General features: G+C 65.3%; 12 protein-coding genes. All 12 read right to left on the bottom strand.

Annotation, left to right across the window (positions count from 1 at the left end; genetic code table 11):
- Positions 1-182 precede the first annotated feature (182 nt).
- Positions 183-1,730 (bottom strand): pyruvate kinase, encoded by a 1,548-nt coding sequence (gene pyk, locus L0G76_RS03945; RefSeq protein WP_304356023.1) that lies wholly within the window; start codon positions 1,728-1,730, stop codon positions 183-185.
- Positions 1,731-1,853: 123 nt separating this feature from the next.
- Positions 1,854-3,308: a glutamate synthase subunit beta gene (locus L0G76_RS03940; protein WP_304356022.1), complete on the bottom strand. Its 1,455-nt coding sequence runs from the start codon at positions 3,306-3,308 to the stop codon at positions 1,854-1,856.
- On the bottom strand, positions 3,301-8,001 hold the full coding sequence (gltB, locus tag L0G76_RS03935; RefSeq protein ID WP_304356024.1) for a glutamate synthase large subunit: 4,701 nt from the start codon (positions 7,999-8,001) through the stop codon (positions 3,301-3,303). Before gltB ends, L0G76_RS03940 begins: the two co-directional genes overlap by 8 nt.
- A 187-nt stretch (positions 8,002-8,188) precedes the next feature.
- Positions 8,189-8,503, bottom strand: a complete 315-nt coding sequence (locus tag L0G76_RS03930; protein WP_304356021.1) for a hypothetical protein — start codon at positions 8,501-8,503, stop codon at positions 8,189-8,191.
- 11 nt (positions 8,504-8,514) lie between these two features.
- Positions 8,515-9,306: a tryptophan synthase subunit alpha gene (gene trpA / locus L0G76_RS03925; protein WP_304356020.1), complete on the bottom strand. Its 792-nt coding sequence runs from the start codon at positions 9,304-9,306 to the stop codon at positions 8,515-8,517.
- Positions 9,303-10,517 (bottom strand): tryptophan synthase subunit beta, encoded by a 1,215-nt coding sequence (trpB, locus tag L0G76_RS03920; RefSeq protein WP_304356019.1) that lies wholly within the window; start codon positions 10,515-10,517, stop codon positions 9,303-9,305. The genes trpA and trpB overlap by 4 nt, the downstream gene beginning before the upstream one ends.
- 36 nt (positions 10,518-10,553) lie before the next feature.
- Positions 10,554-11,357, bottom strand: coding sequence for an indole-3-glycerol phosphate synthase TrpC (trpC, locus tag L0G76_RS03915; protein ID WP_304356018.1), 804 nt, complete (start codon positions 11,355-11,357; stop codon positions 10,554-10,556).
- Positions 11,354-11,623, bottom strand: coding sequence for an HGxxPAAW family protein (locus L0G76_RS03910; RefSeq protein ID WP_092108138.1), 270 nt, complete (start codon positions 11,621-11,623; stop codon positions 11,354-11,356). Before L0G76_RS03910 ends, trpC begins: the two co-directional genes overlap by 4 nt.
- Before the next feature lie 98 nt (positions 11,624-11,721).
- On the bottom strand, positions 11,722-12,261 hold the full coding sequence (locus L0G76_RS03905) for a Trp biosynthesis-associated membrane protein (RefSeq protein WP_304356017.1): 540 nt from the start codon (positions 12,259-12,261) through the stop codon (positions 11,722-11,724).
- A gap of 1 nt (position 12,262) precedes the next feature.
- Positions 12,263-13,855, bottom strand: coding sequence for an anthranilate synthase component I (trpE, locus tag L0G76_RS03900; protein WP_304356016.1), 1,593 nt, complete (start codon positions 13,853-13,855; stop codon positions 12,263-12,265).
- Entirely contained in the window at positions 13,845-14,231 is a 387-nt protein-coding gene (gene hisI, locus L0G76_RS03895; RefSeq protein ID WP_304356015.1) for a phosphoribosyl-AMP cyclohydrolase, read from the bottom strand. Before hisI ends, trpE begins: the two co-directional genes overlap by 11 nt.
- Positions 14,228-14,992, bottom strand: a complete 765-nt coding sequence (gene hisF / locus L0G76_RS03890; protein ID WP_304356014.1) for an imidazole glycerol phosphate synthase subunit HisF — start codon at positions 14,990-14,992, stop codon at positions 14,228-14,230. The genes hisI and hisF overlap by 4 nt, the downstream gene beginning before the upstream one ends.
- Between the last annotated feature and the right edge of the window lie 9 nt (positions 14,993-15,001).

Genomic DNA, 15,001 nt, shown 5'->3' with positions numbered 1-15,001 from the left:
GCCGGCGCGCATGGCGTATCGATGCCGGCACGCACGGCGTATGGATGCCGGCGCGCATGACAAACGGCGGCCGCCCTGAATCGGGACGGCCGCCGTTGTCGACTGCTGCGACCGGAGGCCAGAAGCACCAAGGGCCAGGGCCCTCACGGTGCCGCTCCGGGGCTCAGCAGTCCATCACGGTCTCAGTGCCGGGGTGTGCCGTTCTCCTGCACGATCGGCACCTCACGAGTGACCGGTGCTTCGGCAACGATGCCATAGCCTGCCAAGGGATCTTCCTCGTCGTCGGAGGAGTCCTCGTAGGCCGCGGCAACGCCCCGGGCCGCATCGCCCATCGTGTGGATGCGCAGTGCATTGGTCGAACCGGGGATGCCAGGAGGGGACCCGGCCACGAGGATGGACTGATCGCCCTCGTGCGCGGTTCCGTCCGCCAGCAGCACGGCGTCGACCTGCCTGGCCATCTGGTCTGTGTGGCGCACGGTCTTGACGAGGTAGGGGCGGACGCCCCAGGTCAGAGCCAACTGATGGCGAACCTGTGCATCGGGGGTGAAGCCGAGGATCGGCCAGGCCGGACGCAGACGCGACATCCGACGCACGGAGTCGCCTGTCTGGGAGAAGGTGCAGAGCAGATCGATGTCGAGCTGCTCAGCGATCTGGACCGCAGCGGCGGTCACGGCCCCACCCTTGGTATGAGGAACCGTGCCCAGCTGCGGAATCCGCTCCATGCCGTGTTCCTCGGTGGATTCGATGATGCGGCTCATGGTCCGAATCGCGTCGACCCAGTACTCGCCGACGGAGGTTTCGCCGGAGAGCATGAGGGCATCGGCACCGTCGAGGACCGCGTTGGCGCAGTCGCTGGCCTCGGCGCGGGTCGGCCTGGCCGCATCGATCATGGTTTCGAGCATCTGTGTGGCCACGATGACGGGTTTAGCCTGCTGACGTGCGATCTCGACGGCACGCTTCTGCACGATCGGGACCTGCTCGAGGGGCAGCTCCACGCCGAGGTCACCGCGGGCGACCATGATTCCGTCGAAGGCATCGATGACCGCATCGAGCTGGTCGACGGCCTGCGGCTTCTCAAGCTTGGCGATGACGGGAGCCGTGACGCCGACCTCATCCATGACCGCCCGGACATCGTCCATGTCCTCGGGGCTGCGGACGAAGGACAGCGCCACCCAGTCGAAGCCGATCCCCAGACCCCACTTGAGATCGTCGACGTCCTTCTCGGACAGCGCTGGGACGGAGACCGGGACGCCGGGAAGGTTGATGCCCTTGTGGTTCGAGATCGTTCCGCCGATCTCCACTTCGGTGATGACATCGGTGTCGGTCACCTCGGTGGCACGCAGACGCAGACGTCCGTCGTCGATGAGCAGGGGGTCTCCGACGGAAACGTCGCCCGGCAGAGTCGACAGCGTGGTGCTCACGACCTCCGCTGTCCCGGCGATATCACGGCTGGTGATGGTGAACGTCGCACCCTCGACCAGCTCCTCCTTGCCATTGGCGAAGTTGCCGACCCTGATCTTCGGGCCCTGCAGATCGAGCAGCACCGCGACGGCGCGTCCGGTGTCGAGCGCAGCCTGGCGGACCCAGGCGAATTTCTCCTCGTGCTCTTCCCGCTTGCCGTGGCTGAGATTGAATCGGGCCACATCGACGCCCTCGTCGACGAGAGCGCGGATCTCTTCATAGGAATTCTGGTTCGGACCTAATGTTGCGACTATCTTTGCACGCCTCATGCACACCACCCTACCTGTACCGTGATGGGCGGTTCGAACCGCCCATCACGTCTGTTCGTCGGAGCAGAATCACGCACACCGATGTGCGCTCTTCTCATTAATTGACACAGATAATCTTAACATTTAAAACGATCTGTCGTGTGGCCCGACCGGTTCAGGCAGCCGAGTCGACCCCGTGAGGAACCGGTCGACCTCGGCCGCGACCGACCGCCCCTCGGCGATCGCCCACACGATGAGCGACTGGCCCCGCCCAGCGTCACCGGCGATGAATACCCCGGGAGTCGACCCGAGATAGGTCTCATCGCGGGCGAAGGCCCCACTGTCGCTGACGTCGAGGCCGAGAGCTTCGGATTCCGGCCCCGAGAAGCCGAGAGCCAGGAGCACGAGGTCTGCATCCAAACGGTGCTCGGTACCAGGAGTCGGCACGCGGCGACCGTCGACGAACTGGGTCTCTGCCACCTCGATCCCGACCACCCGGCCCTCCTCGTCTCCGGCGAACCCTGTCGTCGATGCGAGGTAACGCCGCGTGCCGCCCTCCTCATGGGAGGACTGGACCTCGAAGATGCGCGGGACCGTGGGCCAGGGATCTGCCTCGCTGCGGTCGGTGGGCGGCTGAGCTCCGATCGCCAGCGTCGTGACCGAGGCGGCGGTCTGCCGCAGGGCCGTGCCCAGACAGTCCGCACCCGTGTCACCCCCGCCGATGATGACCACGTGCTTTCCCGCAGCGTCGATGTGGCTCTTCACTCCACCGGGTCCAGGCTGCTCCCCCGCCTGCACGCGATTCGAAGGCACCAGATAGTCCATCGCGAATTCGACTCCGCGAAGGTCGCGGCCGCCGATGCTCATATCACGGGGCACTGTGGCACCTGTGCACACGATGACGGCGTCGAAGCTCGACTGCAGGTCCTCGAGACTGATGTCCCTGCCGATCTCGACCGAGGTTGTGAACCGTGTGCCTTCTGCGCGCATCTGATCGAGACGACGGTCGATGTGCTGCTTCTCGAGCTTGAAGTCGGGGATCCCGTAGCGCAGCAGGCCGCCGAGGCGATCGTCGCGTTCGTAGACGACGACGGTGTGTCCGGCCCGGGTCAGCTGCTGGGCTGCGGCGAGTCCGGTCGGACCGGAACCGATGACGGCAACGGTGCGCCCGGTGATCCGTTCAGGGATCATCGGCTGGATGAGTCCGGCCGCAAAGCCCTGATCGACGATCGAGACCTCGACCTGCTTGATCGTCACTGCAGGCTGATTGATGCCGAGGACGCAGGCGTTCTCACACGGAGCCGGACATGCCCGGCCGGTGAATTCCGGGAAGTTGTTCGTCGCATGGAGCAGTTCGACCGCACGTGGCAGCTCTCCGCGGTACATGGCATCGTTGAACTCGGGAATCAGATTGCCCAAGGGGCAGCCCTGATGGCAGAACGGTACGCCGCAGTCCATGCAGCGCGATGCCTGCCTACGCAGCTGCTCCGGATCGCCTGCTTCGTAGACCTCGCGGTAGTCCATGAGTCGGATGGGAACCGGGCGCCGCCGTGGCAGCTCGCGCTGGTCGGTGGTGAGGAATCCATGTGGATCAGCCATTGGCGACCTCCAGAATCTTGTGCCAGGCGTCGTCCGAATCCGCGGACTGACCTGCCGCGGTGAACTCTTCCTGGACGTCTTTGACCATCGCATAGGCGACGGGAATGATCTTTGTGAAGCGGGAGAGGACGTCCTCTCCTCGGCGCAGTCCGTCAAGCAACTGGGCGGCCAGAGGCGAGCCCGTCCACTGAACATGTTCATCCAACAGGCGCTGGAGGACTTCCATATCGGTGATTCCCACCCCGGTGAACCGGAATACGCCGGCAGCGCGTTCCTTGAGGTTGAGCTTGGCGGGGTTGAAGTCCAGGACGTATGCCGTGCCGCCCGACATGCCTGCGGCGAAGTTGCGTCCGGTGCTGCCGAGGATGACGGCGATACCTCCGGTCATGTACTCCAGCCCGTGGTCGCCGATGCCTTCGACGACCGCCTCGGCGCCGGAGTTGCGCACCATGAACCGCTCCCCCACCTGGCCGGAGACGAACAGCTTGCCGGCGGTCGCGCCGTAGCCCAACACGTTGCCGGCGATGACATTGTGCTCGGGTCTGGTCGGGTTCTCCTCGTGCGGATGCACGCTGATGGTCCCGCCCGAGAGCCCCTTGCCGACGTAGTCGTTGGCGTCGCCGTGCAGGTCGATGCTGACCCCGCGAGGCAGGAAGGCACCGAGTGACTGCCCGGCTGTGCCGTGCAGGTCGAGCCTGATCGTGTGCTCGGGCAAGCCCGCATCCGCATGGGAGAGCGTGACATTGTGCCCCAGCAGGGTGCCGACGCTGCGGTCCGTGTTCTCGATCGCCGAGGTGATCGTGACCTTCGCCCCGGACCCGATCGCCTCCCCTGCCTCGGCCAGCAGTCGCAGGTCCAGTTCCCCCGCGAAGTCGCGGTTGACCTCGGTGGTGCATTTGCGAGGCACTCCGGTGTTGCCATGGACGTCCTCGGGCACGGTGAGGATCGATGCCAGATCGAGGTCGAGGCCCGAGGCCTCGGCACGCTTCTCATCGATGCGCAGCCTCTCGACCGCTCCGATCGCCTCGTCGAGCGAGCGCAAGCCCAGCTGCGCGAGGTAACCGCGGACCTCCTCGGCGATGAAGGTGAAGAAGTTCACGACGTGATCGGCCTGTCCGTGGAAGCGTTCGCGCAGCTTCGGGTTCTGGGTCGCGACGCCGACGGGACATGTGTCCTTGTGGCACACACGCATCATGATACAACCGGAGACCACGAGGGCCGCGGTCGCGAATCCGAACTCCTCACCACCCAGCAGGGCGGCGATGATGACGTCGCGGCCGGTCTTGAGCTGGCCGTCGACCTGCACGCTGACCTTCTCTCGCAGCCCGTTGAGCACCAGGGTCTGCTGGGCCTCGGCCAAGCCGAGTTCCCAGGGGGTGCCGGCATGCTTGAGTGAGTTCAGCGGGCTGGCCCCGGTGCCTCCGTCGTGACCGGAGATGAGGACGACGTCGGCTCCGGCCTTGGCCACACCGGCGGCCACCGTGCCGACGCCGATCCCGGACACGAGTTTCACGTGCACGCGGGCCCGGGCGTTGGCCCGACCGAGGTCGTGGATGAGCTGGGCGAGGTCCTCGATCGAATAGATGTCGTGGTGCGGCGGCGGAGAGATCAGCCCCACTCCGGGAGTGGCATGTCTGGTCTTCGCGATCCACGGGTAGACCTTCGCCCCGGGCAGCTGTCCGCCCTCCCCCGGCTTCGCGCCCTGAGCCATCTTGATCTGCAGGTCATCGGCCTCGGTGAGGTAGTGGCTGGTGACCCCGAACCGGCCGCTGGCGATCTGCTTGATCGCCGATCGGCGTTCGGGATCGACGAGGCGTTCGGTGTCCTCTCCACCCTCACCGGTGTTCGACCTCCCGCCGATGCGGTTCATGGCGATGGCCAGAGTCTCGTGTGCCTCTTGGGACAGTGAGCCGTAGCTCATGGCACCTGTCGAGAAGCGCTTCATGATCTCGCTGGCCGGCTCCACCTCGGCGATGTCGATCGGTCCCGATTCCGTGGGCACGAGGTCGAACAGTCCGCGCAGAGTCATGAGCTCACGTGACTGCTCATCGACGGCGTGGGTGTACTGCTCGAAGATGTCGAAGCGTCCTGTGGCAGTGGAGTGCTGGAGCTTGAAGATCGTCTCCGGGTTGAACAGGTGGCCCGGACCTTCCCGCCGCCACTGATATTCGCCGCCGACCAGCAGATTCCGGTGCGAGGGCCGCGGATGGTCATCGCGGTAGGCGTCGGCATGCCGGGCACTCGATTCCGCGGTGATCTCGACGATCCCCTTGCCCCCGAGCTGGTGCGGGGTGGAGGTGAAGAACTCGTCGATGAAGTCATCGGCCAGTCCGAGGGCTTCGAAGGTCTGAGCACCGTGGTAGGACTGCACGGTCGAGATTCCCATCTTCGACATGATCTTCAGCAGTCCCTTGTTCAGCGCCGTGAGCACATTCGCCACGGCCGTGGTCTCGCTGATGCCCCGGATCCTGTCCGAGCGAACAAGCGCCTCGGCCGATTCCATGACGAGGTACGGGTTGACCGCCGAAGCGCCGAAGGACATCAGTGTGGCCACGTGGTGGACCTCTCGTACATCACCGGCTTCGACGATGATCGACACGCGGGTACGCGAACGCGCCCGGACCAGGTGGTGGTGGAGAGCCGAGGTCAGCAGCAGGGACGGAATCGGTGCGAGGTCCGCCGTCGAGTCCCTGTCGCTGAGGATGATGAACACAGCTCCGGCCTCGACGGCCGCGCTGGCCTCCCGGCACAACTCTTCAAGGCGCTTCGCCATGGCGTCGGGTCCTGCGTTCACCGAGTACAGACCCGAGAGGGTCACGCTGGGTCGACCATCGTCGACGCCGAGGTGGCGGCCCTGCACGTGTGAGATCGCCGCAAGCTCGTCGTTGTCGATGACCGGACGATCGAGCAGGATGTGCGCAGAATCCGGATGGTCGAACTGCAGGAGGTTGCCCTCACGCCCGATGCCCGAGGACATGCTGGTCACGATGTCCTCGCGGATGGAGTCCAGCGGCGGGTTGGTCACCTGCGCGAAGTTCTGGTGGAAGTAGTCGAAGAGCAGTCGTGGCCGGTTGCTCAGGGCCGCGATCGCGGTGTCCGTACCCATGGCGCCGAGGGGCTCGGCCCCGGTCTCAGCCATCGGCGAGATGAGGATCCGCAGTTCCTCCTCCGTGTAGCCGAAGGTGCGTTGGCGTCGGCGCACGGACGCCTGCGGATGGGTGACGTGGACTCGGGTGGGCAGATCGGCCAGACGGCGGGAGCAGTCCTTCACCCAGTCCTCGTAGGGGTGGTCGGTAGCGAGCTGGTTTTTGATCTCCGTATCGGAGATGACCCGTTCCGACTCGGTGTCGACGAGGAACATGCGTCCCGGGGTCAGCCGACCGCGGGCGACGATGTCGGACTCCGGCAGGTCGACGACGCCGATCTCACTGGCCAGGACCACGGTGTCGGAGGTCATGACGTAGCGCGCAGGACGCAGGCCGTTGCGATCGAGGACCGCCCCTGCCAGCTTCCCGTCGGTGAAGGCCACGCAGGCGGGCCCGTCCCACGGCTCCATCAGGAGCGAGTGGTACTCGTAGAAGGCCTTGCGCGATTCGCCCATTCCGGGGTTGTTCTCCCAGGCCTCGGGGATCATCATCAGCATCGCCTGCGGCAGCGATCTGCCCGAGGCGACCATGAGTTCGAGCACCGAGTTGAATGACGCCGAGTCCGAGGCGCCGGGCGGCACGATCGGGCACAGTCTGTCCAGGCTCGTCGAGGTGCCGGGCACCGGGGAGACGAGCAGGTCCGAGGCCAGCTTCGATTCCCTGGCCTGCATCCAGTTGCGGTTGCCGCGCACCGTGTTGATCTCGCCGTTGTGGGCGATCGTGCCGAAGGGCTGCGCCAGCTGCCAGGACGGGAACGTGTTCGTCGAGAAGCGAGAATGCACGAGTGCGATCCGAGAGGTCAGCCGATCGTCGAGCAGTTCCGTGTAGAAGGCGGAGAGCTGACCCGTTGAGAGCATGCCCTTGTAGGTGATGGTGCCCGGGTTGAGAGAAGGGCAGTAGAGACCGCCATGGTCGAGGCGCTTCCTCACGATGTAGGACCGGCGACTCAGATCCTGTGGGTCCCGGGAGGGATACCGCTCGTCGATGGCGAGGAAGAGCTGGCGCATGCGCGGCATCGTGGTGCGTGCGGTCTCGCCCAGCACGCTCGCGTCGTGGGGTACGTCGCGGAAGGCGAGGACCTTCAGTCCCTCTTCGGCGGCGATCCGGTTGACGAGGTCGTCCTGATCCTCGTGCGAATCGTTCATGCCCTCTGTGACCGAAGCGTCCCTGTCGTCCGTGGGGAAAGCCACGTCGGGGATGAGATCCTGTCGGTAGTCCTGAGCGAAGAATCCGATGCCTGCGACGTAGCTGCCCGGCTCCGGAAGTTCGACGCCGTCGGCACCGAGCACCTCGGCGAAATAGTCGTGGGGAATCTGCAGGGTGATTCCGGCGCCATCCCCTGTGCCTTCGTCGGAGCCGATGCCGCCTCGGTGTTCGAGCTTGCGCAGTGCGGTCAGAGCCTGTTCGACGACCTCATGGTCTGCCGGGCCACGGTAGCGGACGATGAGCGCCAGCCCACATGCGTCGTGCTCGAGTGCGGGATCGTAGAGTCCGGCACGAACTGGTTGACGCGGAGCTTTCGGGGTCGTTGAGTATTCACTGTACATCGCTGCCTTCACGGGGTGTAGGAGTTTACGTTAAAGACGGCGCTGTCTCTAGCAGTATCGGCGGCGCCCTCTGGAGATCGTCCTTGGGCACACATGTGACGTGGTTCTCACGGTCGGTTAGCTAGCCTACACCCCTCGGCAGCTCAGGGCGGCCCCGAAAAAGGACCATTCAGCAGACCAAAACGTCTCAGTCCTCGGTCTTCGGCCCGTCCTCGCCCTGGGATTTCGACCCGTCGCCTCCCCGAGATTTCGACTTCACATCGGGGGTGATTGAGATCGCCGAGGTGACCGCACCGAAATATCCGAAGCTGTGCCCTCCGAAGTCATCGCCGGTCCCCTGCGAGGCACCGTCCGTGGCGCCGGCGATCCTTCGAGCGCGCCGAACCAGTCGAAAGACGACGACTCCGACGATGAGGAGGACGACGACGAGCGCGAGGGCCACCAGAGCCCACACCGGGATCGTGACCGAGCCGAGGTGAAGACCGCTGGTGGATGCGTGCATATGAGCCCGGCTCATGCACAGCCCTCCGCGAGCTCAGCGGCCAAGGTGGCGATTCCGCTGACTCCGTCGCTGTCGAGGGCGCGGACGAGGGCAGAGCCGACAATGACGCCGTCAGCGTAGTCTGCGACTTCGCCGGCCTGTTCGCGCGTCGAGACTCCGAGCCCGACACAGGCATGGGGAGCTCCGGCATCCTTCAGGCGCGTCACGAGGTCGCGAGCGTGGTTGTCGACCTCGGAGCGGACTCCGGTCACGCCCATCGTCGAGGCCGCATAGACGAATCCGCGGCTCGCGTCGACGATTGTGGCGATGCGCTCGGGCGTCGATGAGGGAGCGGCGAGGAAGATGCGGTCGAGATCGTATTCGTCGGAGACGCTCATCCATTCGGAAGCTTCATCGGGAATGAGGTCGGGGGTGATGATGCCTCCGCCGCCGGCCGAGTCCAGGTCGCGTGCGAAGGCGCTCACGCCGTGTTGGAGCACCAGGTTCCAGTAGCTCATCACGACGGCGGTGCCGCCGGCTTCTGCGACGGCTGAGACGGCAGAGAAGATGTCTGAGGTGCGCACCCCGGCAGCGAGACCGTGCTCGGCGGCGCGTTGGATGACGGGTCCGTCCATTCCCGGGTCGGTATACGGCATTCCCACTTCCACGATGTCGACCCCGGACTTCACCAGTTCGACCATGGCCTCGATGGAGCCTTCGACCGACGGAAACCCGACGGGAAGATATCCGATGAGTGCGGCCTTGCGGCCCGCCTGGGCGACGGCGTCGAGTGTGGTGCCCGATCGTTGTCCTGAGCTCGTCATACCTGCACAGCTCCTTCGTCGAAGTAGTCGAACCATTTGGCGGCCGTGGTCATGTCCTTGTCGCCGCGGCCGGAGAGGTTGACGAGCAGGACCGCGTCGCTGCCGAGCTCTCGTCCCACACGCATCGCTCCGGCAAGGGCGTGGGCTGATTCGATCGCCGGGATGATGCCTTCGGTTCGCGACAGCAGCTGCATGGCTTCCATCGCCTCCTCGTCGACGACCGGCTCGTAGATCACGCGCTGGGTGTCGTGAAGGTAGGAGTGCTCAGGGCCGACAGACGGGTAGTCGAGGCCCGCCGAGATCGAGTGGGAACCCCGGGTCTGACCGTCCTCATCCTGGAGGATATAGGTGGCGGAGCCGTGGAGGACTCCGGGTCGTCCGCCGGAGAATCGTGCCGCGTGCCGTCCACTGTCGACGCCCTCGCCTCCGGCTTCGAAGCCGAATATCTTCACCTCGGGGTCGTCGAGGAAGGCCGCGAACAAGCCCATGGCGTTCGAACCGCCGCCGACGCATGCGCACACGGCATCGGGCAGACGACCGACCGTGTTCTGGATCTGTTCGCGAGCTTCGACACCGATGACGTCCTGAAAGGAGCGGACCATGGCTGGGAACGGATGCGGACCCGCGACGGTGCCGATGATGTAGTGGGTGTCGGCGACGTTGGCGACCCAGTCGCGCATGGCCTCGTTCATCGCGTCCTTGAGCGTCCGCGTGCCGTTGCTCACGGAGTTCACCTTCGCCCCGAGCAGACGCATCCGGGCGACATTGAGTGCCTGCCGCTGGGTGTCCTCCTCGCCCATGTAGACCTCGCACTCCATGTCGAGGAGAGCGGCAGCGGTCGCCGCGGCGACACCGTGCTGTCCGGCTCCGGTCTCAGCGATGACGCGCGTCTTGCCCATGCGCTTGGCCAACAGGGCCTGACCCACGGCGTTGTTGATCTTGTGGCTGCCGGTGTGGTTGAGGTCCTCGCGTTTGAGGAACACTCTGGCACCGCCGCAGTGGGCGGCGAACCGGGTGGCCTCGGTGAGCAGGCTGGGGCGGCCGATGTAGCTCTTCTGCAGTTCGAGCAGCTGTTCGGTGAATGCCGGATCGACCTGGGATTTGCGCCAGGTCTCCTCGATCTCGTCGAGTGCGGGGATCAGCGCTTCTGGGAAGAATCTGCCTCCGTACGAACCGAAGTAGGGTCCGTTCTCCTGGCTCAAATCGGTCATTGCCGTCCTTCGTGGTTCGAAATTGTCGTCGGTGGGTCAAGACTGACGGATGGTCGCCGCCCGTCGTTCCTGCCCGGTCGAGGTGAAGGCGGCCACGGCCGAGCCTGCGTCGCCTCCGGTGACGAGTGCTTCGCCGACGAGAACGAGATCGGCACCGGCACCGGCGTAGGACTCGACATCCTCGGGGCCCGCGACTCCGGACTCAGCGACCAGAGTGCATTCTGCGGGCGCCAGGTCGGCCAGTGGCGCGAAACGGTTCGTGTCGACGCTGAGATCCTTGAGATTTCGCGTGTTGATGCCGATCAGAGGGGCATCAAGTTCGGCCGCGATCGCCAGCTCTTCAGCATTGTGCGTCTCGACGAGGGCGGTCATCCCCAGTTCACGGGCGAGAGCGTGGAACTCGTGGAGTTGGCCGACGTCCAGTGCCGCAACGATGAGGAGGACGAGATCAGCGCCATGAGCGCGGGCTTCATGGAATTGGTATTCCTCGACCATGAAGTCCTTGCGCAGGACGGGGATGTCGACCGCCGCTCGAACGGTGTCGAGGTCCTCAAGGCTGCCGGAGAAGCGTCGTCCTTCGGTGAGCACGCTGATCGCTCGTGCTCCCCCGGCGGCATAGAGTCCGGCCAGGGTCCCCGGATCCGGGATGTGGGCGAGGTCCCCGCGGGAGGGAGAACGCCGTTTCACCTCGGCGATGACACCGAAGTCACCGTCGAGATCGAACGCACGTGCAGGCTGGGCCCCACGCGCGCGCTCAATGACGTCTGCCAGCGGTTCCTGCCTCCGGCGTGCGGCGAGGTCTTCGCGCACACCGGCGACGATGTCGTCGAGAACTGTCATTGCTTCTTCGGCTTGTTTCCCAGACCGACGGCACGCAGGATGAGGCCGGCGATGAGTCCGAGCACGACGACGCCGACACCGACGTAGGTGATGGTCGCGGTGTGGATGGTGAACCCGACGCAGCCGATGGTCACACCGATGAGCATGACGATCACACCGGTCCAGCCGGCCACGGAGTTTCCGTGTCCTGGGTCGGCGATGGCGGCATAGTCAATCGTCGATTTGTCGAGATCGGTTGCGCCGTTACGAGCGACGGATTGCGACATGGTGCTCCTTAGAGATGCAGGCGTGGCACGCGTGAAAACTTGTTGCATCCATTGTGACACGCTTTGACTTGGGTCAAGGCACCGACCCGGTCACGAGGTCATTTCGATCCGTCGTCGGTATCGGACTCCGGGGCTTCCGGGTCGGATTCGGGGTCGTCTCCGCGGGACAGGGCGTCCCATGTCGCTGCGGAGTCGAACTCCTCACCGTCGGCCTCTGCGGTTCTGGCGTAGCGGTTGGAGTTGGTCCAGCCCGCCGAGGCGAAGGCCACATAGACGATGACGACGAGCGCGATCGCCGACGCACACAGTGCGACTATCGGCCAGCTGGTGGCTCCAGGGGCTGAGACCGACTGCAGTGCGGTGATGCCGTAGCCGATGGCGGCGAGCGAGGCGAAGCCGAGGACGACGAATCGTCCGATCTTGCCCACCATGGCTGAAAGCAGTCCGGTGACGGCGATGATCGCGACGCACGCGGTTGCGACCGGCGATGCCTGGGCACTCGCATCCTCTGTGACATCAGCCACACCTGAGGGGCCGAGTGAGTCGCCTGTCACGCCGGCCTGCCACGACGCGAGGCTGATTGCCCACAGCGCCCCGGCGAGGATGAGGACGAGGAGAACGCCGCGTGATTTCGTCATCTCAGCTGCGTTCCCCGGTCGATGCGCCGAGTCTCTCCACGGCACTGGCAGCTGCCGCGGCCCCCAGCACTGCGGCCGCCTTGTTCTGCGATTCCTGGTATTCGGTTTCGGGAACCGAATCGGCGACGAGTCCACCACCGGCGTAGACGCTCATGATCGAGTCACGCAGGACCCCTGTGCGGATGGCGATTGCCAGATCGAGGTCGCCTGTGAACGACATGTATCCGACGACGCCCCCGTAGATTCCACGGCCGATTGTTTCGAGCTCGTCGATGATCTGCAGAGCACGAGGCTTCGGTGCTCCCGAGAGGGTTCCTGCCGGGAACGCTGCACGCAGCACATCCACGGCTCCGTGGCCGGGTGCGAGTTCGCCGCGCACGGTTGAGGAGATGTGCATGATGTGGCTGTAGCGGACGATGTCCATGAACTCACTGACATCGACCGTTCCGGCACGGCAGACCTTTGCGAGGTCGTTGCGGGCGAGGTCGACGAGCATGAGGTGCTCGGCACGTTCCTTCTCGTCGCTGATCAGGTCTCTGGCCAGCGTCGAGTCCTCTTCGGGCGTGGCTCCACGAGGACGCGAACCCGCGATCGGGTGGGTCACGACGTCTCCGGACCGGACCGTGACGAGAGCTTCCGGGGATGAGCCGATGATGCTGGCGGGCTGCCCCTGGTCGTCGTGGAGGTTGAGCAGATACATGAATGGGCTGGGGTTCGAATGGCGCAGCATCCGATAGACGGTCAGAGGGTCGGCTGCGCAGTCGGTGTCGAATCGCTGGCCGAGGACGACTTGGAAGATCTCGCCGTCGACGATCTCACGCTTGGCCTGCTCGACGCTGTCGAGGTAGACCTGCGGGTCGGTGCGGGTCGATATCTCGGGCTTGACGAAGTGCGTGCTCGAGATCTCTGCTGCGCTGGGCCTGCTGATCCTGGTGAGCATCGCATCGATCCGGTCGACACCCGCGTGGTACGCCTCGTCGATGCCGGTGTCGGCACCATTGACGTTGAAGACATTGGCCACGAGTGTGAGGGTCCCCGAGTAGTGGTCATAGACCGCGATGTCGCCCGGAATCATCAGCTGCACGGTCGGCAGATGATGCTCGTTGGTTTGGGCCGGTCCCAGTTTCTCGAACTCACGGACGATGTCCCAACCGAAGTATCCGACAAAGCTGGAGACCATCGGCGGAAGATGCGACTCGGTCGAGTCGACGGCGAGCAGCTCAAGGGTCGCGGTCACCGCATCGAGCACGCTGCCCTCGGTGGGGATCCCCACCGGAGGTGTGCCCTCCCAGCGACAACCTTCGCCGTCGGAGATCAGTGTGGCCACGGGGGCGGAACCGATGAATGAATAGCGCGCCCAGGCTCCGGACACAGCCGATTCGAAGAGGAAGCTGCCGGGGCCGCCGTCGGTGAGCTTGCGGTACAGGCTCAATGGTGTCTCGGAGTCGGCGAGGACCTCCGCGTGGACGGGGACCAGACGGTGGTCGGCGCCGGAGGCGCGGAATTCATCGAGGCTGGGGCGGATCCTCAGCCCGGTGTGCGTCGTCTCCGGTCCGGTCGTGCCGGTGTCGGTCGTGCGTGTGTCAGTTGGCACTGATGGTCCTTCCGGTGAAGCACGTCGGGGTCAGGGTGTGGCAGGCCGGGCCGGTCTGTTCGACCTCCATGAGCAGAGCGTCGGCGTCGCAGTCGAGGCTCAGGGACGCCACCTTCTGGGTGTGCCCCGAGGTCTCTCCTTTGACCCAGTACTCCTGCCGGGACCGCGACCAGTACACGGCGCGGCCGCCGCGCAGGGTTCGTTCGACGGCTTCGGTGTCCATCCAGGCCATCATCAGGACCTCGCGGGTGGTGACCTCCTGGACGATGACGGGAATGAGCCCGTCGGCGTTGACCGTGATCAGTTCGCGCCAGTTCTCCGGGTTCGCGTCACTCGGGCTTCCGGACCCGGGTGTGCTCGCCTCGTGTGTGCTCATCGGACCTCGATCCCTTCCGTCCGGAGTGCGTCCTTGACCTCGGCGATGCTCAGTGTCCCGAAGTGGAAGACGCTCGCTGCCAGCAGCGCGTCTGCCCCGGCGGCCACGGCCGGAGCGAAATGGTCGACTCGTCCGGCCCCACCGGAGGCGATCAGCGGAACGTCGACGGCCGCCCGGGCTGCGGCGATGAGTTCGAGATCGAAGCCGTCACGGGTGCCGTCGGCGTCGATGGAGTTGAGCAGGATCTCACCGACGCCACGATCGGCGGCCTCGGTGATCCAATCGATCGCGCAGCGACCGGTTCCCTCCCGACCACCGCGGGTGGTGACTTCGAAGCCGGAGCGCGTCCGGGTTCCCTGGGTGCGCCTGGCGTCGAGGGACAGGACGAGGACCTGATTGCCGAAGTGACGGGCGATATCGCTGATGAGCTGGGGGTTTGTCACTGCGGAGGTGTTGACGGAGACTTTGTCGGCACCATCGCGCAGGAGCCTGTCGACGTCGGAGACGCTGCGGATGCCGCCACCGACGGTCAGAGGAATGAAGACCTCTTCGGCACAGGCACGGACGATGTCGTGAACGGTCTCCCGATCTCCGCTACTGGCGGTGACATCGAGGAACGTCAGCTCGTCGGCCCCGGATTCGCCGTAGCGTCTGGCCAGTTCGACCGGATCGCCGGCGTCCTTGAGGTCGGCGAAGTTCACGCCCTTGACGACACGTCCTTCGTCGACGTCCAGGCATGGGATGACTCTGATGGCAACCATATGATTCTC

It is taken from the genome of Brevibacterium picturae, assembly GCF_030453725.1.
GTDB classification, from domain to species: Bacteria; Actinomycetota; Actinomycetes; order Actinomycetales; family Brevibacteriaceae; genus Brevibacterium; species Brevibacterium sandarakinum_A.
This window is presented reverse-complemented; position numbering and strand designations above follow the sequence as displayed.

Excerpts from the sequence above, each read along its gene's own strand:
- pyk (WP_304356023.1), bottom strand. The coding sequence starts at position 1,730 with ATGAGGCGTGCAAAGATAGTCGCAACATTAGGTCCGAACCAGAATTCC.
- L0G76_RS03940 (WP_304356022.1), bottom strand. The coding sequence starts at position 3,308 with ATGGCTGATCCACATGGATTCCTCACCACCGACCAGCGCGAGCTGCCA.
- gltB (WP_304356024.1), bottom strand. The coding sequence starts at position 8,001 with ATGTACAGTGAATACTCAACGACCCCGAAAGCTCCGCGTCAACCAGTT.
- L0G76_RS03930 (WP_304356021.1), bottom strand. The coding sequence starts at position 8,503 with ATGCACGCATCCACCAGCGGTCTTCACCTCGGCTCGGTCACGATCCCG.
- trpA (WP_304356020.1), bottom strand. The coding sequence starts at position 9,306 with ATGACGAGCTCAGGACAACGATCGGGCACCACACTCGACGCCGTCGCC.
- trpB (WP_304356019.1), bottom strand. The coding sequence starts at position 10,517 with ATGACCGATTTGAGCCAGGAGAACGGACCCTACTTCGGTTCGTACGGA.
- trpC (WP_304356018.1), bottom strand. The coding sequence starts at position 11,357 with ATGACAGTTCTCGACGACATCGTCGCCGGTGTGCGCGAAGACCTCGCC.
- L0G76_RS03910 (WP_092108138.1), bottom strand. The coding sequence starts at position 11,623 with ATGTCGCAATCCGTCGCTCGTAACGGCGCAACCGATCTCGACAAATCG.
- L0G76_RS03905 (WP_304356017.1), bottom strand. The coding sequence starts at position 12,261 with ATGACGAAATCACGCGGCGTTCTCCTCGTCCTCATCCTCGCCGGGGCG.
- hisI (WP_304356015.1), bottom strand. The coding sequence starts at position 14,231 with ATGAGCACACACGAGGCGAGCACACCCGGGTCCGGAAGCCCGAGTGAC.
- hisF (WP_304356014.1), bottom strand. The coding sequence starts at position 14,992 with ATGGTTGCCATCAGAGTCATCCCATGCCTGGACGTCGACGAAGGACGT.